At 39.2% G+C, this 21,290-nt stretch carries 22 protein-coding genes, 10 tRNA genes, 1 rRNA gene and 1 pseudogene; 3 read left to right on the forward strand and 31 right to left on the reverse strand.

Annotated features, from left to right (window positions below; translation table 11 throughout):
* The 12 genes from FB379_RS02085 to FB379_RS02140 all read right to left on the reverse strand — a co-directional run.
* Nucleotides 1-73 (reverse strand): 16S ribosomal RNA (locus tag FB379_RS02085); the annotation flags it as partial.
* A gap of 74 nt (nucleotides 74-147) precedes the next feature.
* A tRNA-Gly gene (locus FB379_RS02090) sits at nucleotides 148-221 on the reverse strand.
* A 213-nt stretch (nucleotides 222-434) separates the two neighbouring features.
* Nucleotides 435-508: transfer RNA gene (locus FB379_RS02095), tRNA-Pro, on the reverse strand.
* 4 nt (nucleotides 509-512) lie between these two features.
* A tRNA-Arg gene (locus tag FB379_RS02100) sits at nucleotides 513-589 on the reverse strand.
* A gap of 53 nt (nucleotides 590-642) precedes the next feature.
* Nucleotides 643-728, reverse strand: a tRNA-Leu gene (locus FB379_RS02105).
* A 5-nt stretch (nucleotides 729-733) separates the two neighbouring features.
* Nucleotides 734-815 (reverse strand) — tRNA-Leu (locus FB379_RS02110).
* A 6-nt stretch (nucleotides 816-821) separates the two neighbouring features.
* Nucleotides 822-897, reverse strand: a tRNA-Lys gene (locus tag FB379_RS02115).
* Between the two features lie 167 nt (nucleotides 898-1,064).
* A tRNA-Gln gene (locus FB379_RS02120) sits at nucleotides 1,065-1,139 on the reverse strand.
* 119 nt (nucleotides 1,140-1,258) lie between these two features.
* Nucleotides 1,259-1,330: transfer RNA gene (locus tag FB379_RS02125), tRNA-Glu, on the reverse strand.
* 8 nt (nucleotides 1,331-1,338) lie between these two features.
* Nucleotides 1,339-1,429, reverse strand: a tRNA-Ser gene (locus FB379_RS02130).
* Between the two features lie 4 nt (nucleotides 1,430-1,433).
* Nucleotides 1,434-1,508 (reverse strand) — tRNA-Asn (locus FB379_RS02135).
* A gap of 135 nt (nucleotides 1,509-1,643) precedes the next feature.
* The gene (locus tag FB379_RS02140; RefSeq protein ID WP_063388239.1) at nucleotides 1,644-2,102 is read right to left on the reverse strand and encodes a SprT family protein; all 459 of its coding nucleotides are present in this window, start codon (nucleotides 2,100-2,102) and stop codon (nucleotides 1,644-1,646) included.
* A 169-nt stretch (nucleotides 2,103-2,271) separates the two neighbouring features.
* On the opposite strand from FB379_RS02140, the gene cmpA reads away from it, so the two are divergent.
* Nucleotides 2,272-2,385 (forward strand): cortex morphogenetic protein CmpA, encoded by a 114-nt coding sequence (gene cmpA, locus FB379_RS02145; protein WP_094245000.1) that lies wholly within the window; start codon nucleotides 2,272-2,274, stop codon nucleotides 2,383-2,385.
* A gap of 142 nt (nucleotides 2,386-2,527) precedes the next feature.
* Here cmpA and FB379_RS02150 read toward each other — a convergent pair whose 3' ends face one another.
* The 14 genes from FB379_RS02150 to acpS form a co-directional block, all read right to left on the reverse strand.
* Nucleotides 2,528-4,684 (reverse strand): Tex family protein, encoded by a 2,157-nt coding sequence (locus FB379_RS02150; protein ID WP_144596839.1) that lies wholly within the window; start codon nucleotides 4,682-4,684, stop codon nucleotides 2,528-2,530.
* A 98-nt stretch (nucleotides 4,685-4,782) separates the two neighbouring features.
* The gene (locus FB379_RS02155) at nucleotides 4,783-5,382 is read right to left on the reverse strand and encodes a PP2C family serine/threonine-protein phosphatase (protein ID WP_066247059.1); all 600 of its coding nucleotides are present in this window, start codon (nucleotides 5,380-5,382) and stop codon (nucleotides 4,783-4,785) included.
* Nucleotides 5,379-6,164 carry an RNA polymerase sigma factor SigB gene (sigB, locus tag FB379_RS02160; RefSeq protein ID WP_063388236.1) on the reverse strand — a complete coding sequence of 262 codons (786 nt, stop codon included), beginning with the start codon at nucleotides 6,162-6,164 and terminating at the stop codon, nucleotides 5,379-5,381. Before sigB ends, FB379_RS02155 begins: the two co-directional genes overlap by 4 nt.
* Entirely contained in the window at nucleotides 6,130-6,612 is a 483-nt protein-coding gene (gene rsbW / locus FB379_RS02165) for an anti-sigma B factor RsbW (RefSeq protein ID WP_144596841.1), read from the reverse strand. Before rsbW ends, sigB begins: the two co-directional genes overlap by 35 nt.
* On the reverse strand, nucleotides 6,612-6,935 hold the full coding sequence (locus FB379_RS02170) for an anti-sigma factor antagonist (RefSeq protein WP_063388234.1): 324 nt from the start codon (nucleotides 6,933-6,935) through the stop codon (nucleotides 6,612-6,614). The genes rsbW and FB379_RS02170 overlap by 1 nt, the downstream gene beginning before the upstream one ends.
* A gap of 60 nt (nucleotides 6,936-6,995) precedes the next feature.
* Nucleotides 6,996-8,003 carry a PP2C family protein-serine/threonine phosphatase gene (locus tag FB379_RS02175; protein WP_066247065.1) on the reverse strand — a complete coding sequence of 336 codons (1,008 nt, stop codon included), beginning with the start codon at nucleotides 8,001-8,003 and terminating at the stop codon, nucleotides 6,996-6,998.
* 9 nt (nucleotides 8,004-8,012) lie between these two features.
* On the reverse strand, nucleotides 8,013-8,414 hold the full coding sequence (locus FB379_RS02180) for an anti-sigma regulatory factor (RefSeq protein WP_063388232.1): 402 nt from the start codon (nucleotides 8,412-8,414) through the stop codon (nucleotides 8,013-8,015).
* 1 nt (nucleotide 8,415) lies between these two features.
* A complete protein-coding gene (locus tag FB379_RS02185; RefSeq protein WP_063388242.1) occupies nucleotides 8,416-8,778 on the reverse strand; it encodes an STAS domain-containing protein in 363 nt (120 codons plus the stop codon).
* A complete protein-coding gene (locus tag FB379_RS02190) occupies nucleotides 8,778-9,611 on the reverse strand; it encodes an STAS domain-containing protein (protein WP_144596843.1) in 834 nt (277 codons plus the stop codon). The genes FB379_RS02185 and FB379_RS02190 overlap by 1 nt, the downstream gene beginning before the upstream one ends.
* Nucleotides 9,612-9,988: 377 nt before the next feature.
* Complete coding sequence (gene ndoA, locus FB379_RS02195) at nucleotides 9,989-10,339, reverse strand: type II toxin-antitoxin system endoribonuclease NdoA (RefSeq protein WP_063388230.1); 351 nt, start codon at nucleotides 10,337-10,339, stop codon at nucleotides 9,989-9,991.
* Nucleotides 10,340-10,343: 4 nt separating this feature from the next.
* Nucleotides 10,344-10,625, reverse strand: coding sequence for a CopG family ribbon-helix-helix protein (locus FB379_RS02200; protein ID WP_063388229.1), 282 nt, complete (start codon nucleotides 10,623-10,625; stop codon nucleotides 10,344-10,346).
* 147 nt (nucleotides 10,626-10,772) lie between these two features.
* Nucleotides 10,773-11,927, reverse strand: coding sequence for an alanine racemase (gene alr, locus FB379_RS02205; RefSeq protein ID WP_144596845.1), 1,155 nt, complete (start codon nucleotides 11,925-11,927; stop codon nucleotides 10,773-10,775).
* A 113-nt stretch (nucleotides 11,928-12,040) separates the two neighbouring features.
* On the reverse strand, nucleotides 12,041-13,057 hold the full coding sequence (locus FB379_RS18545) for a LolA family protein (RefSeq protein ID WP_165381955.1): 1,017 nt from the start codon (nucleotides 13,055-13,057) through the stop codon (nucleotides 12,041-12,043).
* A 123-nt stretch (nucleotides 13,058-13,180) separates the two neighbouring features.
* On the reverse strand, nucleotides 13,181-13,543 hold the full coding sequence (acpS, locus tag FB379_RS02215) for a holo-ACP synthase (RefSeq protein WP_063388226.1): 363 nt from the start codon (nucleotides 13,541-13,543) through the stop codon (nucleotides 13,181-13,183).
* Nucleotides 13,544-13,640: 97 nt separating this feature from the next.
* Here acpS and FB379_RS02220 point away from each other — a divergent pair.
* A pseudogene (locus tag FB379_RS02220) lies at nucleotides 13,641-14,225 on the forward strand (rhomboid family intramembrane serine protease); the annotation flags it as partial.
* Between the two features lie 172 nt (nucleotides 14,226-14,397).
* Here FB379_RS02220 and FB379_RS02225 read toward each other — a convergent pair.
* The 5 genes from FB379_RS02225 to FB379_RS02245 form a co-directional block, all read right to left on the reverse strand.
* A complete protein-coding gene (locus tag FB379_RS02225; protein WP_066247079.1) occupies nucleotides 14,398-15,825 on the reverse strand; it encodes a PH domain-containing protein in 1,428 nt (475 codons plus the stop codon).
* A complete protein-coding gene (locus FB379_RS02230) occupies nucleotides 15,815-16,294 on the reverse strand; it encodes a PH domain-containing protein (protein WP_063388223.1) in 480 nt (159 codons plus the stop codon). Before FB379_RS02230 ends, FB379_RS02225 begins: the two co-directional genes overlap by 11 nt.
* A gap of 136 nt (nucleotides 16,295-16,430) precedes the next feature.
* Nucleotides 16,431-17,810, reverse strand: a complete 1,380-nt coding sequence (gene cshA, locus FB379_RS02235; protein ID WP_063388241.1) for a degradosome RNA helicase CshA — start codon at nucleotides 17,808-17,810, stop codon at nucleotides 16,431-16,433.
* A 315-nt stretch (nucleotides 17,811-18,125) separates the two neighbouring features.
* Complete coding sequence (locus FB379_RS02240; RefSeq protein WP_144596847.1) at nucleotides 18,126-19,490, reverse strand: UDP-N-acetylmuramoyl-tripeptide--D-alanyl-D-alanine ligase; 1,365 nt, start codon at nucleotides 19,488-19,490, stop codon at nucleotides 18,126-18,128.
* A 56-nt stretch (nucleotides 19,491-19,546) separates the two neighbouring features.
* Nucleotides 19,547-20,644 carry a D-alanine--D-alanine ligase gene (locus FB379_RS02245; protein ID WP_144596849.1) on the reverse strand — a complete coding sequence of 366 codons (1,098 nt, stop codon included), beginning with the start codon at nucleotides 20,642-20,644 and terminating at the stop codon, nucleotides 19,547-19,549.
* A gap of 160 nt (nucleotides 20,645-20,804) precedes the next feature.
* On the opposite strand from FB379_RS02245, the gene FB379_RS02250 reads away from it, so the two are divergent.
* Nucleotides 20,805-21,125: a thioredoxin family protein gene (locus FB379_RS02250; RefSeq protein ID WP_063388220.1), complete on the forward strand. Its 321-nt coding sequence runs from the start codon at nucleotides 20,805-20,807 to the stop codon at nucleotides 21,123-21,125.
* Nucleotides 21,126-21,290: the final 165 nt, after the last annotated feature.

Here is a 21,290-nt window from a genome sequence, read left to right on the forward strand (position 1 = left end):
CGGTCCGCTCGACTTGCATGTATTAGGCACGCCGCCAGCGTTCGTCCTGAGCCAGGATCAAACTCTCCAAAAAAAGTTTGTCACCAAATGCTCTTGTCAGAATCAACAGGCACGCTTTTCGTTTTGTTCAGTTTTCAAGGATCATTTTGGAGCGGGTGATGGGAATCGAACCCACGACATCAGCTTGGAAGGCTGAGGTTTTACCACTAAACTACACCCGCGCGAAAATATTTGTTTTTTTTCTATTTAGATGATAAACACGCATTTTCCATGCCTCTTCCTCTTCCAGCATTGTTCGAGGATGTAAATGCGTCGAGGCAACTCGCAGATTATTCATTGAAGTGTCGCTCGTGGCTGAGGTTTTACCACTAAACTACACCCACATATCTTAATTTATTCATGCAATTTTGCTTTTAAGCCTATATTGATCAAAATCGGGAAGACAGGATTCGAACCTGCGACCCCATGGTCCCAAACCATGTGCTCTACCAAGCTGAGCTACTTCCCGTATATGGCGCGCCCGAGAGGAGTCGAACCCCTAACCTTTTGATCCGTAGTCAAACGCTCTATCCAATTGAGCTACGGGCGCATTCCACAGGTTTTTTATTGTAACTCACTTAAAATATGATGTCAACACTTTTTTGGTGCGGTAGAGAGGACTCGAACCTCCACGGGGTCGCCCCCACTAGGCCCTCAACCTAGCGCGTCTGCCATTCCGCCACTACCGCGAATATGCGGGTGGAGGGACTTGAACCCCCACGCCGTAAGGCGCTAGATCCTAAGTCTAGTGCGTCTGCCAATTCCGCCACACCCGCATTAAATGGTGAGCCATGGAGGATTCGAACCTCCGACCCTCTGATTAAAAGTCAGATGCTCTACCGACTGAGCTAATGGCTCATAAAAAGTAATTTCTTCTAATCTGTTTTAAAGTCGGTCAGATGTCCCTTCCTCTTCCAGCTTTCTCAAGGTGCTGGATGCGTCGGGACAACTCGCTGCTTATTCAACGAAGCCTTGCTCGTTGCTCTACCGACTGAGCTAATGGCTCTTATTATTTTTATAATAAGTGGCTGGGCTAGCTGGATTCGAACCAGCGCATCACGGAGTCAAAGTCCGTTGCCTTACCGCTTGGCTATAGCCCATCAAAAAGTCACAAAATTTATTGTAACATTTTTTGAACGCTATGTAAAGACTTTTTGGTTTGGATTTTTTAAAGTTAGAAATAGGAAGTTTTTCAACTTCCTATTTCAGCGAATATGAATGACCCGTACGGGATTCGAACCCGTGTTACCGCCGTGAAAGGGCGGTGTCTTAACCACTTGACCAACGGGCCATTTTTCATGGCGGAGAAGGAGGGATTTGAACCCTCGCGCCGCTTACACGACCTACTCCCTTAGCAGGGGAGCCCCTTCAGCCACTTGGGTACTTCTCCAAATTGGCTCCGCAGGCAGGATTCGAACCTGCGACCGTTCGGTTAACAGCCGAATGCTCTACCACTGAGCTACTGCGGAATGAAGAAAAAAATTGACGACTGTAACCATTGTAATGAGCATTTATAATTTTGTCAACAGTTCGTTATATATTGTTTTTCGCTGCCATCCAATTAGCGACGGCTTTTATACTTTATCATATCTTTCTCCTTTTCGTCAACCATTATTTTTATAAAATTGAATTTTTCCTCCGCACTTTCCGCATAAATATCGTTCTGGGTTCATTTTTCTACGGCGAATAAAAGTGCTCATACATGATAGGCATTTATAAATATAAATAATATTATTTTTATTTTTTTCTCTTAATGGTGTGCAAAATCTAGGTGCACCTACTTTTTTTAAAAGCATTTTAAAGTCAGAGTCCCGATGCCGAAAACCTTTTCCTTCGATATGAAGATGGTAGTGGCAAAGTTCATGCTTAATAATCCCTATTAATTCGTCCATTCCGTATTGTTCATAATATTTTTTATTCACTTCAATATCATGGCTGTTTAATAAATATCTTCCGCCTGTTGTTCGAAGACGGTGATTAAAATACGCTTTGTGAACAAATTTTTTCCCAAAAAAGGATAGTGAAATTTGCTCCACAAGTTTTTGAAGCTGGTCATCATTCAATGTACTGCACCTACTTTAAAAACATGTTGAACAGGACAACAACTTAACGCATACAATAAATATTACTACATCTAATCGGACTCACATATTTTATTTTAGCATATGCTTTTTTTCTTGACCATAAAATGGCAAGCCAAAAAGAACAATACATCCAAGGAGGTATTAACCAATGCCGAATTGGCTTATAAATCAAATGAAGAAAGCATATTATGAAAAAAACGTTTATCAAATCAAGTTATTAAATCAATGCTGGTATTTCTATAGAAAAAAGCATTGCTCATAATTCAACAGCTCTCAAAGAATAGACTAACTTTTTTTCAAAATTTTTGGTTGATAGATAGTTGTTTGCTTCCATCAGCATGCAATATAAGGTTGATAAAAAATCAGCTGTCGACTTTGCCGACAGCCGTGATTTCTGTTGTTATTTATTTAACCATTGTTAAAGCGACTCTTCCTTTATCAACATCAACTTTTTCCACCCAGACTGTCACGATGTCCCCAACCGAAACAACGTCCAAAGGATGCTTTACATATTGTTTGCTTAATTTTGAAATGTGCACAAGTCCATCCTGTTTAACGCCGATATCAACAAATACACCAAAGTCTACTACGTTTCGAACCGTTCCTTGCAGCTCCATTCCTTCTTTCAAGTCTTCAAGCTGCAGCACATCTTTTTTCAAAAGAGGTTTTGGAACTTCATCACGAGGATCGCGCTCCGGTCTCATTAAAGCATCGCATATATCCTTCAAAGTATATTCGCCAATATGCAAGGCTTTTGAAGTTTCTTGAATATTCAGCGATCTGATTTTATCTTTCAACAGTTCTGTACCGATATCATCGACTGTCAATGAAAGGCTTGACAGCAGTTTTCTAGCGTCTTCATAGCTTTCAGGATGAATGCTCGTCCTGTCAAGCGGATCGTCGCCGTCCAATATTCTTAAAAAGCCGATACATTGCTCATACGTTTTCTCCCCAAGCCGTGGGATGGATTTTAAATCGTTGCGATTCACAAATTTTCCAATTTCTTCTCTTCGTTTCACAATATTATGAGCCACTGTTTTTGATAATCCAGATACGTATTGCAACAGAGACGGCGAAGCAGTATTTACGTTGACACCGACTTGGTTGACAACTGTTTCCACAACAAACGTTAAAGAGTCATGCAATTTCTTTTGGGATACATCATGCTGGTATTGACCAACACCGATTGATTTAGGATCAATTTTCACCAATTCAGCAAGCGGATCTTGAAGCCTTCTAGCAATGGATACTGCGCTGCGTTCTTCGACTTCAAGATCTGGGAACTCTTCCCGGGCTAAATCAGAAGCTGAATAAACACTTGCTCCCGCCTCGTTAACAATTAAATAATAAATATCTTCTTTTAATTCTTTTATTACATCTGCAACAAATTGTTCTGTTTCTCTTGAAGCTGTTCCATTGCCGATAGCGATTACTTCAATTTGGAAGCGTTGAATAATATCGATCAGCTTTTGTTTTGATTTTTCTATTTCATTTTTTGGCGGATGAGGATAAATCACATCAATATAAAGAACTTTTCCAGTTTCATCGACTGCCGCAAGCTTGCATCCTGTACGGTAAGCCGGGTCGATTCCTAAAACGATCGTTCCTTTTAATGGAGGTTGAAGGAGCAGTTTTCTTAAATTTTCGGAAAAAACACGAATGGCCTGATCTTCAGCTTTTTCAGTCAATTCTTTTCTAATCTCCCGCTCAATCGAAGGCTGTATGAGCCGTCTATACGCATCCTCCAACGTTTCAATTAAAATATCAGCAGCAATTGTCCTTTGATCCGAAACAATTTTTTTCTTCAAATAGGCTACTATTTGTTCTGTCGGCGGCTCGATTGCCACCCTTAAAATCCCTTCCTTCTCCCCTCTGTTTAACGCCAAAACACGATGGGGAACGATTTTTCTGATCGGTTCTTCATATTGGTAATACATTTCGAATACTTTTTTCTCATCTTTTTCTTCGTCTTTACACGTTGAGACGACCATACCTTCTTTCAACGTTTGCTCCCTTATCCATTGCCGATAATTCGGATCGTCTGAAATCCATTCTGCAATAATATCTTTTGCACCAGAGAGAGCATCTTCAACCGTATGGATTTCTTTCTCTTCATTGATGTATTTTTCGGCTTCTTCTTCAATCGATCCCGCTAGCGGCAAGGAATATATCCATTTGGCTAAAGGCTCAAGCCCTCTTTCTTTTGCAATCGTTGCTTTCGTTCTTCTTTTTTGCCGGTATGGCCGATACAAGTCTTCAACTTGCTGCAATTTTTCAGCCGCCAGTATTTCATTTCGCAAAGATTCTGTTAGTTTTCCTTGTTCCTCAATTAACCGAATAACTTCTTCTTTTCTTTTTTCAAGGTTTTGTATGTATTGCCAGCGTTCACTAATGTTTCGTATTTCCACTTCATTTAAAGCGCCTGTTTGTTCTTTTCTGTACCGCGCAATAAAAGGAACGGTGTTGCCGTCTTCAAGCAATGCAATGACATTTTGAATTTGTTTGGTGGATATTGATAATTCGCTGCTTAACATTTGAAAAATTTTCTCATTATTTAACATTCTTTAGCCTCCACTACTGTTTCCATCTACATAAACATTTTATCAAAAATTTTTTCAACATAAAAAGACAACCGTTATCCATCCGATTGTCCCAACAATTAAAAAAGCTGCCCGATTATATAAGTTAAATCATCTGTCCGATCGGAAAGAAATTTATTGAAGCCTTTCGCAATCTCGTGAATAGAAGAATGATCTTTTAACGCCGTTTTAATGTTTGAAGCATAAAGGCCATCAGTGTGAATAATAAATTTTGACCCTTTTTCATATGAAAAAGTGCGGATGCGATATTTCTTCATTTTACCAGGTAAATATCCAGCGGTTGGAATTGGATAAATGTATTCCCCAGAAGGCAAATATAAGATGAAACGAACGTTTCCTACCGAGCCGTATGTAATAGTTTTGTCTACGAAATCCACCTTTAATATTCCGGCTGTCGCGCCTCTTTTACCTTTTAATTTCTTATGGCACTGTTTAAAAATCTCATGTACAGTTTCCTGCTGGTATTGCTTCACCGTTTGGCATATGATTTCAGATGATTCACGCGCAGCTTGTCCACTTCCCAACCCATCTGCGACAACACAAACAAATCTATGCTCGTCCGTACAGGTGAAAAAACTGTCTCCACAATAAGCACTGCCTACTTTTCCAACCTGACATGTCAAAAATTGAATATGTTCAGTTTCTTGATATTGAATCATTGCCCTATCTCCATTGGATCAGCGTGAACAGCTTTTTTTAATTTTTTTAATGCTTGGCGCAATAGTCTGGAAACATGCATTTGGGAGATACCTAAAATTTCACCTATTTCTTTTTGACTGCGGTTATGATAAAAAGAATGTAGAATAATTTCTTTTTCTCTCTCAGTTAAAACGTGCATAATGTTTTCAATAGTCAGTTTTTGAAGAATGCGTTCAAAGCCCTCGTCTTTTTGTCCGACAAGATCTAAAATGGTGACCGCGGTTCCATCCGGTCCAGCTTCTATTGAGTGATCAACAGAAAGCGTATGATAGTTTTTGACCATTTCCATAGCTTCCAAAACTTCTTCCTCAGCTGCTCCTAAATATTCTGCTATTTCCTTGACCTTCGGAGAGCGCTCCAGCTGACTCGTCAACTGCTCCACCGCTGCATTTATTTTTGGTCCAAGTTCTTTCATTCTGCGGGGCACATGGACGCTCCACGTTTTATCCCGAAGATAGCGTTTGATTTCTCCAATAATCGTTGGAACAACAAACGCATCAAATGATTTCCCAACTGTTGGGTCGAAGCGATCAATCGCTCCCAATAAACCGATCATCCCGACCTGTACCAAATCCTCCTGATACATTTTCGAACTTGAGTACTTTTTTGCCAGTGCAACAACAATTGGCTGATAAAGTTCAATAATTTGTTCTTGTGCTTTTTCATCTTTATTTTCCTGAACTTGACGAATGAGTTCATGGATTTCGTTATTGCTTCGTTTTTGACCATGAGGTTTGTTCATTTCTCATTCGCTCCTCATTTAAAAGCTTGGACATCTTGACAGTTACTCCTGAGTTCATATCGATTGTCACTTCATCCATTAGCGTTTTAATTAGAAACAAACCTAAACCGCCCTCGCTCAATTTTTCAATCGGCATGGAAGGAGAATAAGGCCCGGTGTTTTCTTTCATTTTTGATAAATCGAAATTTTTTCCATCGTCTGAAACAGTGATCTCTAATCGATTTTCAAACAAGCTGAAGCCGATTCTCACTTCACCGTTTTCATTATGACCGTAGGCATGCTGCACCGCATTTGAACACGCTTCACTGACGGCAATCTTTAAATCTTCAATGTCATCATATGTGTACCCCATTCTATTGGCGATACCGGATAGAGTCAATCTGACAATCCCTATATACTCAGTTTTCGCAGGTATTTTCATTTCAATGTAATCAATACATTTATCCATTAATCCTCACCTTTTCTTGAAATCTCGATGATGCTGTCCAAACCGGTAATATGAAATAAGCGCTCCAGCCGCGGCGACAAATTTGTCAATTTCAGCTTTCCGCCTTGTTTTCTGACCGTTTTCAACAATCCGACAAAAACTCCTAATCCGGTTGAGTCCATATATTCAACATCTTTTAGGTTGACTTCAATAAAAGGTTCGCTTTCCTCAGAAATGGGCGCAAGTTTATTTTTTAGCGCTGGCGCAGTATAGGCATCAATCTCTCCTTTTAGATGCACATACGAAACCTTTTTTTCCCTTTTAATATCAATTTCAAGATTCATTCTGATCCCCCTCATAAAAGACAAAATCATCCATTCACTTATACCCTTTTTCGAAGCCGTTTAAACATTTTTTTTCATAATGATTAAGGTGAAATCATCCCGCAATTGAAAACCTTGCATTTTCTCAAAATCTTTATAAATATTTTCTACTATTTGCTGAGCAGGCAAATGTAAATGAGCTCGGATGGCGCTCGTCACTGCAGCTCTATCAATAAATCCTTCCTTCGTTCTTGTTTCAGTTACTCCATCTGACAAAAGAATAATCATATCGTTTTGGAAAAGATTTAATTCATATTGCTCATATTTCACTTGCCGGTCAACACCTAAAACAAGCCCTTTTGATTGAAGGTCATAAAAGTGATCCTCGCTGGCGCAATAATAAAAGCCCGGTTCATGTCCTGCAGATGCATATGTAATCTTATTCGTCCGAAAATCGTACTTACCAAAAAACATGGTAATAAACATATTGACATCGATGTTTTGTTCAACAACTCTATTTAAATTTTCTAATATGTAACTCGGATTTTGCCTTGATTCCAGGAGGCTGTCCATCGCATATTTAATCATTGATATACACAATGCTGCAGGTATGCCTTTGCCTATGACATCCGCAATCGCAACGCTCATTGTGTTTTCATGTTCTGCAAACTGGTAATAATCTCCGTTCATAATTTTGGCAGGAACGCTGATGACCCCTATGTCCAATTCTTCGACTTTTGGAATATTTGTTTGCAGCAGTGCCTGCTGTACGTTTGCTGCAATTTCAATTTCGGATTTCAGCTCAAGCTGCCTGCCCCTCAAAAATTGATGTTCTTGATAAGCCAGACCATAACCAACCATTACCTCCAATAAAAAGTCAAAGGAATCTAAAATCTTTTTTGGTATGTCTGGAAATAATTCTTTTAAAACTTTTAAATGGATGTTGATGATTTCCTCAGGCGGTATTTTATGTTCAATTGCTTTCCAACTGAAGCGCTGCCCTTCATATAAAGCTTGTTCGGTCAGTTCTTGAATGTAATTTGCTAACATCTCTTTATATTTCATTTGAATATCATCATCAAACGCCATAAAATCCTCCTAACGAAGCCATTTCACCACTTGTACAACGGTCCCTTCGCCTGTCTTTGAGTCGATATAAAATTCGTCCATTAAGCGCTTAACACCAGGCAATCCAGCCCCAAGTCCTCCTGACGTCGTAAATCCATCCTCCATTGCCTTGCGAATATCAGGAATTCCCGGCCCATGATCAGAGGCGGTAATTTTAATTCCTTTTTTTTCTTTTTCTTCAATTTTGTCGATGTAAATTTTCCCACCATTTGCATAATGATAAATGTTCCTTGCTAATTCTGATATTGCGGTGGTAATCCGGGCTTGGTCCACTGCGCCGAATCCAAGTTCTTTCGCAGCATGACGACCCAATTGGCGGGCAGCCACAATATCCCATTCGTTCATAATCATTACACAGGATTGGCCATCCATTCTAATCCTCCAGCTCCTTAAGCAATTCCAGCCCTTTTTCCAAGTCAAGCGCAGTATGAATATCTTCCAGTTCAATGCCTAATTCGATCAGCGTAATAGCCACTGCAGGCTGAATACCTGTCAATACGACCGTCGCCCCCATTAACTTAGACATGTTGACACAGTCCCCTAAAATCTTGGCGATAAATGAATCAATGACATCAACCGAAGTTAAATCAATGACAACACCTGTTGCTCCTGTTTCATGAATTTTCTTTAATAAATCTTCCTGAAATTGCATCGCTGTTTTGTCGTCCAGCTCCCACTGTATTGAAATTAATAGATTATTATACAGTTTTAAAATAGGTATTTTTGACGTTTTCATCATCTGCGTTCACCCATTGAAACAATTTTTCGATTGGTCATTTCAAGCGCAGCTTCGATGCCTTTTTGAAGGGTATTTTTCGTCGTAATTTGACTTAAATCAATGCCTAGATTCACTATCGTTTGCGCAATTTCAGGGCGAATGCCGACAAGCAAGCTTTTTGCTCCTACAAGACGAACTGCTTCTGCAGCTTGTATAATGTGATGGGCTACCATCGTATCCACAACAGGCACACCGGTTATATCAATCAGCACCACTTCAGAACGATATTTAACGACCCCTTTTAATAAATTTTCCATAATTCTTTTGGCACGGTCCGTATCAATCGTTCCAATCAATGGCATAACAGTGATGCTATCAAAAACCGGAATCAACGGCGCAGACAATTCTTGCAGAGCCATTTTTTGGAGATTAATGGTTCTTTCATATGAAGAGGTATATTGCAGAAATACTTCCCGATTAACCGGTGAGGTAACTTTCTCTATCTCCGATAATAATTCAAGCGGATCACCCGGTATTTGTTTCTCAAGCAATTTAGCAAATAATATTTTTTCAAAAGTATGTAAGCATTGAGCAATTTTGTCCATTGGCCAGTCAAGCTGGACAATCCGTTTTGAAAATTCATGAATTTTTCTGGAAAATTCATCTTCTTTGTTTTTGCTCCATTCGATGAGAATATTCACATATTCTGCAGCAATTGCTTGATCAATTTGATCAGACTCAGCGGAAATTGATTGGGCATCAGCCTTGTTGAAGCGATCAATCCAATCCTTCATAATCTCGTCTCGATGCATTCGGATAAATTCAACTATTCCAGAAATTTTCAGTGACATGTTGCATGTCTCCTTTCAAAAACTTTGCCTTTTCAACTTTTATAGAAAAATAAAAAAAAATTATAGATATGTTCCCGTTTTTATCATTTTTCTTCCACAATATCTGCTAAGCTGTCGCATTCATTGCTTACAGCTATTTTATAAAGGGAACGCGGCAAATCTTCCTTTCGCTTCTCGACTATGGAAGATGCTGTTTTTAAATGCTTCGTCGTTTAAAAAAGCGAATGCAGCTTGTCAGCACGTCTGTTCATTTTTGCGCAAAAATCAAAAATACCACAGTTTCGCAACTGTGGACATTTTTTCAATCTTATTTATCTTAAACATTCTACCTGCAGGCAGTCCTTTTGAAAAGATCGTTGAAATATACGTAAAAAATATTAGAAATCGATCAGCCCTAAACTGATTTGTAAGGCATCGTCCACTTTATCCATCATTTCATCATCAAGATGGGTAATTTTATCCGTTAACCGTTGTTTATCAATCGTTCTAATCTGCTCAAGCAAAATGACCGAATCCCGTTCAAATCCATATTTTTTCGCATCAATTTCAACATGAGTCGGCAATTTTGCTTTTTGAATTTGTGCTGTAATAGCGGCTACGATCACCGTTGGACTAAAACGATTCCCTATATCATTTTGGATAATTAAAACTGGACGAACGCCGCCTTGCTCTGAACCAACTACAGGGGATAAATCAGCAAAATAAACGTCGCCGCGTTTAACAATCAAAAGATTACCCCCCGCTAACTAAGCGTTCAACGGTGTGTTCAGCCTCATACTCTGCCAGAAAAGCCTCCGATGCAATATTTAGATTGATCTTCGCCATTTCCATATAACCGCGTCTCATTGACTCCCGAATTTGGCGTTTTTTACGCTCTCTCAAATACATTTTCATTGCTTGATAAATAAATTCACTTCTGTTTCCGTTTTCCTGTTTCACGATTCCATCTAATTCAGAAACAAGTGCTTGTGGCAATCGAACAATAATTTCCGTTGTTGAGCTGGATTCAGACACCAAAATACACCTCCACCGTTCCTACAAAGCCGAAATCATTTTATTCCAATATTAATATTAACATTTATATTCGTTGAAGCAAAGCCATTTTTCAAATAATTTCTTCAATATTATCGGCATTGATATGAATATTTTATTCAAGTTTCTTCATTTTTCAGTAAGCAGAGGATTTCTTACGTTTGTTTTGCCTCCATTTCTTATATAAATCCGAGGAACCCGCCAATTGATCATGCATGGAATTTCATAATTAATCGTTTCCAGCCGTTTGGCCACTTCATCAACTGAAATCATGTCATTGCCTTGTGAACCGATAAGTGTCACTTTTGTCCCGACAGGTTTTTTTTCCGGAAGCTTAATCATCAGTTGATCCATGCAAATGCGCCCGATAATAGGAACGCGCCTTCCATCGACAAGAACTTCCGAACCAGTCAATTTTCGAATCCATCCATCAGCATAACCGATTGGAACCGTACCAATCCATTCCTCCTCTTTCGCTGCGTATGTTGCTCCGTAACTTACTTTTTCCCCTTTTTTTATTTTTTTAATATGAACAATCTTTGAGTGTAAAGAAAAGGCTTCATATAACGGAAAAGGCAGCGTGCTTTTGATAAATTCCGATGGCGCCAAACCATACATGGAAATGCCAAAGCGAACCGCATTAAAAGTTTTTGTTGGAAAGCGAAGAGTCGCAGCACTGTTAGCACAATGAATAATCAAACCGTCTGTATCCACGATTTGCAATAATTCCAGGAAACGTTCATATTGCTGTTCAAAATATGCTGTATCGTGTTCGTCTGCTGTGGCAAAATGAGTGAATATACCTTCTAATCGACATAACTGCTGTCCCTTTATGAGCGAAATGGCTTGTTCGAGTTCTTTTTTATCTCTTATTCCGATCCGTCCCATACCTGTGTCTAATTTCAAGTGGATGTTGACTGATGTTTTCCCTAAATATTTCCCAGCACTTTCCAGCCATTCAGCTGAATAGGCAGTCACACTTATCCCATTTTCTCCTGCAACTGTAACATCTTCTGGTCTTACCGCTCCTAAAACGAGGATAGGGGCCTTTATTCCTGCTTGTCTCAATTTCAATGCTTCATCTAGAAAAGCGACTGCTAATTTAGCAGCACCTGCTGACAATGCTGCTTGGGCAACTTCCACATCTCCATGACCATAAGCATTAGCTTTCACAACAGCAATAATTTCAGTTTCATTCGGCAAATGTTCCTTTAATCCATGAATGTTCGCTTCAATATGATCTAAATTAATTTCTGCCCATGTATCTCGGAAATAGTTCTGCATCTTAATTTCATCTCCAACGATATCGTTTTGTTTATTTTATATCACTGTTTCTTTTTAAACAATAGTACATAAAAAAGGCGGCAGAAGATCGTTTCTTTTGCCGCTCAATTTTACTACTTCCCTGATTGGCTTTGTACAGAACGAGCAACTGCAATCATTTCTTCTTGCGTCAGTTCGTTTGAAGCGAGCATATAATCCACACCATTATATGTCCATGTTAAAGAATTGTCGGTCAGCGCTCCAACTGCAAACCCTAAGTCGACCAGCTCTCCGCTGACAAATTCTGAAGAGGTAACTGGTGAAACTTCCGCAAGCTCCTCAATAAGAGTAAATGATTTTTCGCCTCCGTAAGTTAATACTACTCGTTTTCCGCTATCTGTATTCAGCTCTTTTTCTTGGACGAGATCGACACCTTCCGGCAAGTCTTCCTTAAGCGGATAAAGAACAGCAAATTGTTTGTTCGCTGATTGAGCCAAAACAGGAATATCCACTTGGGCATTGGACATCGTTTTTTCTATTTCAAAGGCATTTTTATCAAATTTTGGATTCGATTCAAAATTGGAAAATTCAACAGAAACAAGCGCATTCCGATCAACATCCATCACTTTCACATATGAAGGTGTCAAATTTTTCTTATGAAATGCAATTTTTTGGTATGGGAGCATTTGATTGTTTTGATAATTGGTTTTTGTTTCAAATACATAGTTCTTTTCCCCGACTTCAAATTTCGCTTCTTTATCCTTCAATATATCTTGGACAAGCGATTCATACAGGTAAGCTTGACTCGAATTTTGCGGCCAATTGCTTTGGAAACGGAAGCTTTTGTTCAAAGCAGGAGTCAGAACAAATACCCCATCATCATTTCTTAAAATAATCTGGCTTTGATCCCTGTCATCATTTTTTAATAGCACTCGATAATAATGGGGCTTTTTGTGCCAAATTTCCACTTCATACACATGCGGCTCTTCCGCTGTTTTGATCGTCATTTTGGCGTTCACCTTATAGCCTTTTAATTCTTCAATTTTTTTGTTCAATGCACTTGAAACGTCTTCTTTTGATTTTACGCCACATGCAGATATTAATCCCACAAAAAGCAGACAGACAATCACGAGCTTTACGCCTCTCGTCAAATTTTTCAACCCCTTTGCCTCAATTAGCGTCACTAGGAAGTTTTGAAGAGTCAGTGAACAATTTCTGACTTGTCTCCCCTACCGCATTACAACTATATGAGGCAAGGTCAGCAAATATGCAGACTAGCTTGACAGGCTTTCAATGATTACTTGTGCAGCAGCAAAATTTTTTGAATGAGTGATTGTCACAAACACCCGGTCTGATGTAATATTTTGCACAATGATCGGTTTCCCTTTTTCATCATGTAAAATTTCAATATCTAAAAAGCCCACTGTCTTTCCGATTCCTGTCCCTAATGCTTTGCTAAATGCTTCTTTAGCGGCAAATCTGCCTGCCAAAAACTCCAATTGTCTTGAATCCCGCAATTTATTAAAGATTTCCTTTTCGCGAAACGATAAGATTCTGTCAATAATGTTGGATCTCCGCTCCATAATATCTTTCATCCTGTCCATTTCAACGATATCAAGTCCAATCCCAACGATCACACCATCACATCCCTTTAATTTTCTACTGTACTATTTATAAATTGAAAATCATACAAATGATTATAGAATACTTGTCCTGTTGAAAAGGAGAATTCACATGTTTCGCAGAACAGAAAGCCTTCACACTTTTATTCGCCTTTATCCTGCTGTCACGATCATAAGCTGCATACATGTTGTGTTATGGATTATGATGAAACTTTCTTTCCCAATTTTTACGCTTCTATTTTCTTTTTTAACCGGATACAATGCAGGGGTTCATTCAGGGGAATGGTGGCGGCTCATTACACCAATTTTTTTGCATACTAGCTTTTCCCATCTTTTGTTTAATACAATCACACTTATTATTTTTGCCCCGCCGCTGGAACGAATGGTAAAGTCAATTTATTTTCTGGTCATTTACAGTGCATCAGGCATTATAGCCAACATTGCAACCTATTTGATCATGCCAATGGATTATTCTCATGCAGGAGCTTCAGGGGCGATTTTTGGCATTTTGGGCACGTACATGTTCATCTGTTTTTTCCGAAAGGAATATATGGATCAAAAAAACTCTCAAATGATCTTAACGGTTACAGCCATAGCTCTCGTACTGTCCTTTATTGATGCCCATATCAATGTAGTTGCACATGTAACAGGACTTCTGGCTGGATTTTTGCTAGGTAAAGTGTTTGTCCGCAAAAAACCAAGCTTCATTCATTATACGTATTATCATCAACCGGTTCGGCAGGAAGGAATGAAATTATTTTTCAAAAAATGGTCGATATGGATTTTTGTTTTCGTTTTTATACTTGCGGCTATTTTATATGTGTTGTAAAAATTTAAATCACTCCCATCCACATGAGAGATGGGAGCTTCTAAACTTGTCCTTCACTTCTTCTTGAAAACCATTTATAAATTCCCATTCCGTCCTTTTCCTCGAGGTTTTTAACAGCAAAAAAGCTTCCAGTAGACTTGGAAATAATACTGCACTGAACAGAAGTCAGATCTTTTTGTCTCTGAAAATAGGATTGTTTCAATTCCAATGATTGAATCCGCTTTTTTTCGAAAAAGACGGTTGTCTTATTCAACACGCGGAAAGACAGCGTCAATTCTTTTCCATTTAAATACCAACCTGTATCTTTATATTGAAAATATCCGAGCACCAGTGCAAAAGGAATGAGAATAAGTGATAAGTAGCCCCATGGTTTAAAAAACAAGCATAAAGGGACGGCTATGAGAAGTGATAAAATCAGCATACGGAGCAAAAATCTGGACAGCGCACGCCGCGGAACCGGGTGCAGTGTCTCGTTTATCGTCAAATGAAAAAAGCTTTCAACCTTTTCTTTAACTTGTTTCTTCCGAATTAACGGAAACAAAATGGTCTCGACATCCTTGTCACTTCCGCCTCCCGCCGATTCAATATGTACAGTTGCATATCCAAAAGGCTGGCGCAGCCAATTTTCTGTTACTTTAATTGCTTGAATACGATCTATTGGTATAGAAATCTGTTTTTTTTCAAAAATGCCACTTGAAATAATAATCTGTCCGGCTTCTTCTCGAACTGTAAAATCTCCGTACTGGAGTAAAACCCCGATAAAGCTTATAATCCACGCAATGATCAAACCAATCAAACATAAGATGACAATCATCGTCACACTTGCATGGACAATCCATTCCAGCTTGTCAAATATTTTTTCGTACGGAATAATTTCATCAAATTGGCTTAAAAAGGCTACGATTGACAGAGCAACCCCTAAGCCGCTTGAAGTTGCTGCAGTAATAAGCAGTTCGTTAAAGCTTATTTTGTAAAGAACCCTTCCTTCTTCCAGTTTGTCTTGCTCTGCTTCTCCTTGTGCTATTTGTCTTTTTTGCTCCTTGATGATTGTCCGAATCTGTTCTGCCTCTTCTTTCCGTATGGCGCTAAGTTCAACCTCTGCTTCGCCCATGCCGCCCGCTGTTTCGATTTCAAGCTTCACTACACCGAAGAGGCGCTGGATGAAACCGGCGGTTACATTTATGGATTGAATTCTTTCAATCGGTATATATCGATTTTTTTTTAAAAAAACGCCCTGCTCAACACGAAATTCATTTTCTTCAATGCGATAAGTAAATTTCAACCAATTTAACACACTGGAAATGATCGTGAGTATAAGTGCTAGAATCGTTCCGATCAATAAAAACGACCGGATGTTTCCTATGTTTGTGACAAACAAGAAAATATTCGTTACTATAATTTCTTTAATCGCCTTCGCAATTTTCACTAAAACAGCTACGGGATGCAATCTTTTCTGATCATACATCATCCTTCGCCTCCCGTGCCAATTTCGAGATATAATCGCGAAGCTGATCCGCTTCTTCCATTTCCAGGGCAGGAATCTCGTGAACCGTTGCTGCAGTGGAAATAGTTACAGTCGCCAAGTTATATTTTCTTAAAATCGGTCCTTGTGAGGTATCTACATGCTGAACTCTCACCATTGGAACAAGCACACGGGTAACTGTAAACAATCCATGCTGCAAATCCAGTTCATTCTCATGAACTTCATATCGCCATATTTTCAACCGAATATTTGGAAAAATGAAAATGGAACAAATAGAAGACACCAACCAAATAATTGCCAATATAGGAATAATCCATTTCGGCCAGTTGAAAAAAAATATCAATAAGGATATGCCTATGATCACCAGCAACTCAACGATGCTCCAAATAGCCGCAGTGATCTTCCATACAGTAACAGCTTTAGGACTAATGCGATTTTGTGGTTCGCGCCGCAAGTTTTTCCCTCCCTTGTCTCCTTCTGTAAAAAATTACGTTTCATTTAGGCAAAAAGTTTCAAATATATAAAAAGGAGGCAGCTCCAAGTTTTGGAATGCCTCTTTTTCCATGTCTGATTATTCTTTTTCATTCCAATTATTTTGGGCTAGCCGATCCTTTTGTCGATCTTGCTGAATGAAAGGAGCGTTTCCGTCCAACCCGTTTGTTTTTTAAATCAAGCTTTCGTTTATTTCTGCTTTTTTCTTTCTTCATAGGGAGAGGAGGTTCCTCCGTCAATTTTACAGGTGTCGTATCCGGCTCCTTCGTTAACATTTTAATAGCTGCTGCAAGCAATGGGACGGAATCATATTTTTCCAATAGCTCCGCAGCAAAATTTTTATACTGATCTAAATTTTCAGTTTCCACTACAGAGCAAATTTTTTCGACCGTCATTTTTTGTTTTCCTACTAGTGCTTCATCTAAAGTAGGAGGACGCATTCGATCCATTTTTCTTTTTGTTGTATGCTCAATGGTTTCCAAAATACCGCGTTCCCTTGCGGTTATAAACGTCATCGCTTTTCCTGACTTCCCAGCCCGTCCTGTTCTTCCAATTCTATGCACATAGCTTTCAGGGTCTTGAGGTACATCAAAATTATATATATGGGTGATACCAGATATATCAAGCCCTCTGGCTGCTACGTCTGTTGCAACAAGTACATCAATGGCTCCATTTTTAAATTTGTTCAAAACAGATAAGCGTTTCGCTTGGCTTAAATCGCCATGAATTCCTTCTGCTGAATAGCCGCGGACATTTAATGCTTCAGAAAGTTCGTCCACTCGGCGCTTTGTCCTGCCAAACACAATCGCAAGCTCCGGTGATTGCAGATCAAGAAGTCTTGTCAAAACGTCAAATTTTTGTTTTTCAGGCACTTCTAAATAATATTGCTGCACATTTGGAACCGTTACTTCTTTCGCTTTTACACGGACATGAGTCGGATTTTTCATAAAGCGTTCTGCAATTGATTTAATTGGACCAGGCATTGTCGCAGAAAATAGAAGGGTTTGACGCTCCCTAGGAATATTTGAAAGAATGTGCTCAATATCATCAATAAACCCCATGTTGAGCATTTCATCCGCTTCATCTAAAACGACAGTGTGCACAGAATCAAGCCGCAGCGTATTGCGCCGTATGTGATCCAATAACCTTCCAGGTGTTCCAACAATGATGTGGGGCGGCTTCTTCAAAGCCCGAATCTGCCTGGAAATGTCCTGGCCTCCGTAAATCGGCAATACTCTTGTCCGTTTATCATAGCCGATTTTATATAACTCTTCTGATACTTGTATAGCAAGTTCCCGTGTTGGGGCTATCACGATCGCTTGAACAGCTGAATCATGAACATTAATTTTTTCTACTAAAGGGATGCCAAAAGCTGCTGTTTTTCCTGTCCCTGTTTGCGCTTGTCCAATGATGTCTTTATTGTTCAAGCCTAAAGGGATCGCCTGCATTTGAATGGGAGTCGCTTCTTCAAAGCCCATTCTTTTTATTGATTTTAACAGCTCCGGACTCAACCCGAACTGGTGAAACAAATTTGTCAATTTTTCCAAACTCCTTTAAGACTTTTATTAAGCGCTGCTGGATAAAAAGGCTCTTGTGCGTATTTTCTAGAAACTGTAAGCTTATCATAGTCGTGAGAATAGTGTAAACTCCGATTTTTGCTGGAAAGTACGCATAGGGATTTTTATCCATTCACCGCAGGTGTTATCATACCATTTCCATCAATCTATTTCAACTTACCGCACTATAGCTAAAAAAGCATAAAAACAAAAGCACAAGCAAAATGATGTTTTATTTTATTCTTCCATTAATGCATGAACAACATCTTCCAGCTTCATTCCTCTGGACGCTTTCACTAACACAAGATCTTTTGAGCCTGCAGCTTTCTTTAATTCATGAATTAGTTCATCTTTGTCAAAAAACACATGAATTTTTCTTTCATCTATAACTTTCTTTGCACCAACGGCAATTTCTTTTCCGAGTTTTCCAAATGTAAAGAGGTGATCAATTTCTTGATCAGACAGCATCATTCCTACTTCTTGATGAAGTTCAACTTCTCTTTCGCCAAGCTCCAGCATATCCCCTAAGACAAGAATTTTTTGCGAATATCCTTTTAGACCATGGACTAAATCAATGGCTGCTTTCATCGCTGTAGGATTCGCGTTATATGCATCATTTATGATGGACATACCGTTCTTCGTTTGAATCAATTCAAGTCTCATGTTTGTTATTTTCAAATCGCGAAGCCCTTTTTCAATACGATTCAGTCCGATCTTTAGGAGTTCTCCAACAGCGATCGCTGCCAATGCGTTTAAAACATTGTGACGGCCTAAAACAGGGATAAAAAAAGGCTGTTCAGCTATATTGGCGCGAAACCGTGTTCCTTCACCCAACAGCTCCATTGATGTCGGAAAAAGATTATTGTTTTTATTTTCTCCAAACGTTACGGTTTGACATGAATAGTCTTTTTTTAACAAAGGCTCATCACCATGATAAATGAGCGTTCCATTCTCTTTTAAACCCTTTATAATTTCAAGCTTTGCTTCCGCAATCCCTTCACGAGAGCCTAAATCTTGTAAATGAGCATCGCCGATATTGGTAATGACGGCTATATCAGGACGTGCAATTGATGATAATAATTCAATTTCTCCCTTAGCGTTCATGCCCATTTCTAATACGGCCACTTCTGTATCTTCAGGCATATCTAATATTGTTAAAGGCAGACCGATATGGTTGTTGAAATTCCCTTTCGTTTTATGCACGCGATACCGAGTGCCCACAACCGATGCGATCATATCTTTTGTCGTTGTTTTGCCATTAGAGCCTGTAATCCCTACTACTTTTGGGTTTACTGCCAACAAATAGTGAGAAGCAATCTGCTGCAATGCTGACAAGGTGTCGTCGACAATGATCAATGGTTTGTCTTGCGGCGGATTCGGGACTGATCTAGACCATAAGGAGGCATGAGCACCATTTTCGAACGCTTTCTCGACAAAGTCATGTCCATTAAACTTTTCGCCAATAATGGGTACAAATAAGTTTCCTTTACGGACATTCCGCGAATCAGTCGTTACTCCTTCGATTGTAATCTTCTCAAATTCCTCTTTTAATTCTGCGTTGTTTGCCATCTGCTTAATTGCTGATAATTGCCGTTTTATCATGCTTTTTTGTTCTCCTTTCAAAAGGCGGCTTTACACAGCCGCCCTAAGAACGATCTTTAAATAGTATACTTGATTCTCTGTTTTAGTTCATATCGCTCGATTCCAAGCTGAACCAATTTTTCAATCAACGCCGGATAATCGATGCCGCTGTGCTTCCATAAAAGAGGGAACATGCTAAACGGCGTAAATCCAGGCATTGTGTTCACTTCATTGATCAACGGTGTTCCGTCTTTTCTCAAGAAAAAGTCTGCCCGAACAAGTCCAGAACCATCGATAGCTTTAAATGCTTTCAGCGCCATTTTTTTGATTTGTTCATATTGCTCTTCCGTTATGTCAGCTGGAATAATGAGCTCCGTATCTCCGTCTTCATATTTCGCTTTATAATCGTAAAACTCTTTTTTCGGAGCAATTTCCCCAACAACAGAGCAGATCGGTTCATCATTTCCAATTACTCCGATTTCAACTTCCCTTCCATCAATACTTTCTTCAATAATCAGCTTCCGATCATACAGAAACGCTTCTTCAATAGATTGAATGAGCGATTGCCGATCTTTTGCCTTGCTGATACCTACGCTTGAACCGAGGTTGGCTGGCTTTACAAAGCAAGGATATCCGAGCTGCTCCTCGACTTTTTGAAAAACCTCCTCTTTATCTTTTTCCCAGTCTTTGTTCGTAAACCAAACGTACTTTGCCTGAGCGAGTCCTGCTTGGGCAAATAAATTTTTCATAATGATTTTATCCATTCCCGCTGCTGAAGCCAAAACTCCATTCCCAACATAAGGTATATTCAGCAATTCCAGCATTCCTTGTATCGTTCCATCTTCACCATTCGGTCCATGCAATAGCGGAAATACGACATGGACTGGATCAGCGCTTCCTGGAGCGTTAAATAGTTCTTGACTGAAAGGTACCGGCAAATGTTCACCTTTTTCTCCAGCTTCGGAATTTCCCGCTAGAAACTTCAAGTCTTCTACACTTTCAACTGGACCGTTCAATTGCTTTCCTTTTACCCATTGCCCTTGCTCCGTAATATAAATTGGATATATGTCAAATTTATTTTTATCGAGAGCGTTTATTACTGCCCGAGCTGTTTGTAATGATACTTGATGCTCGGCAGATTTGCCCCCATATACAAGCGCCAGTTTGATTGCCATTTATTTTTTCCTCCCGTTTTGAAAAAAATCATCTGTTCTATTTTATCATTATATAGGTTGTTTTTGTTATCATTGCCGAACAATTTATTTGCGGGAGAAAAAAATTCACTTCTTCTTTACCATGAATTAAAATAAATACGAAGGAAGGAGGGGTTATCCAATGAAGCCAATAGAGACAGCAGAACAGTTTGAACAAGTGATTCAGAGCAATCAAGAAACCATCATCAAGTTTTTTGCCGATTGGTGCCCTGATTGCAAAAGAATGGACATGTTTATCGGCGACATTTTAGAAGAATACGGTCAATATGAATGGTATGAGATCAATAAAGATCAATTCCCCGACCTAGCTGAAAAATATCAAGTAATGGGAATTCCAAGCATTTTAATTTTTAAAAACAACGAAAAAATCGCTCATCTGCACAGCGCATACGCAAAAACACCTGAGGAAGTGAAAGAATTTTTAGGCTCGCATCTTAAATAAAGAAAAAGCCGCTGGGGGTGTCTAATAAGTCGTTTTTACGGCTTATAGACGCCCCCATGAATGTTTTAGAAACGTTGATATCGGTGTTTATGATTTTTTGTTTTCAATGGCGATTTGATTTTCTGGACAGCCCTTTCATAAAAAGCACGAATCTAAAAAAACTGG

This window comes from Aeribacillus composti (genome assembly GCF_007827555.1).
Taxonomy (GTDB): Bacteria; Bacillota; Bacilli; order Bacillales; family Aeribacillaceae; genus Aeribacillus; species Aeribacillus composti.

What these genes read in the sequence shown, in the direction of transcription:
- FB379_RS02245 (WP_144596849.1), bottom strand. Translation starts at nt 20,644, where the DNA reads ATGGCAATCAAACTGGCGCTTGTATATGGGGGCAAATCTGCCGAGCAT.
- FB379_RS02240 (WP_144596847.1), bottom strand. Translation starts at nt 19,490, where the DNA reads ATGATAAAACGGCAATTATCAGCAATTAAGCAGATGGCAAACAACGCA.
- FB379_RS02155 (WP_066247059.1), bottom strand. Translation starts at nt 5,382, where the DNA reads ATGATTCAATATCAAGAAACTGAACATATTCAATTTTTGACATGTCAG.
- cmpA (WP_094245000.1), top strand. Translation starts at nt 2,272, where the DNA reads ATGCCGAATTGGCTTATAAATCAAATGAAGAAAGCATATTATGAAAAA.
- FB379_RS02225 (WP_066247079.1), bottom strand. Translation starts at nt 15,825, where the DNA reads ATGATGTATGATCAGAAAAGATTGCATCCCGTAGCTGTTTTAGTGAAA.
- FB379_RS02180 (WP_063388232.1), bottom strand. Translation starts at nt 8,414, where the DNA reads ATGGATGGCCAATCCTGTGTAATGATTATGAACGAATGGGATATTGTG.
- alr (WP_144596845.1), bottom strand. Translation starts at nt 11,927, where the DNA reads ATGCAGAACTATTTCCGAGATACATGGGCAGAAATTAATTTAGATCAT.
- sigB (WP_063388236.1), bottom strand. Translation starts at nt 6,164, where the DNA reads ATGAACAAACCTCATGGTCAAAAACGAAGCAATAACGAAATCCATGAA.
- FB379_RS02250 (WP_063388220.1), top strand. Translation starts at nt 20,805, where the DNA reads ATGAAGCCAATAGAGACAGCAGAACAGTTTGAACAAGTGATTCAGAGC.
- rsbW (WP_144596841.1), bottom strand. Translation starts at nt 6,612, where the DNA reads ATGGATAAATGTATTGATTACATTGAAATGAAAATACCTGCGAAAACT.
- FB379_RS02150 (WP_144596839.1), bottom strand. Translation starts at nt 4,684, where the DNA reads ATGTTAAATAATGAGAAAATTTTTCAAATGTTAAGCAGCGAATTATCA.
- FB379_RS02185 (WP_063388242.1), bottom strand. Translation starts at nt 8,778, where the DNA reads ATGAAAACGTCAAAAATACCTATTTTAAAACTGTATAATAATCTATTA.
- FB379_RS02175 (WP_066247065.1), bottom strand. Translation starts at nt 8,003, where the DNA reads ATGGCGTTTGATGATGATATTCAAATGAAATATAAAGAGATGTTAGCA.
- cshA (WP_063388241.1), bottom strand. Translation starts at nt 17,810, where the DNA reads ATGGGCTTTGAAGAAGCGACTCCCATTCAAATGCAGGCGATCCCTTTA.
- FB379_RS02190 (WP_144596843.1), bottom strand. Translation starts at nt 9,611, where the DNA reads ATGTCACTGAAAATTTCTGGAATAGTTGAATTTATCCGAATGCATCGA.
- FB379_RS02170 (WP_063388234.1), bottom strand. Translation starts at nt 6,935, where the DNA reads ATGAATCTTGAAATTGATATTAAAAGGGAAAAAAAGGTTTCGTATGTG.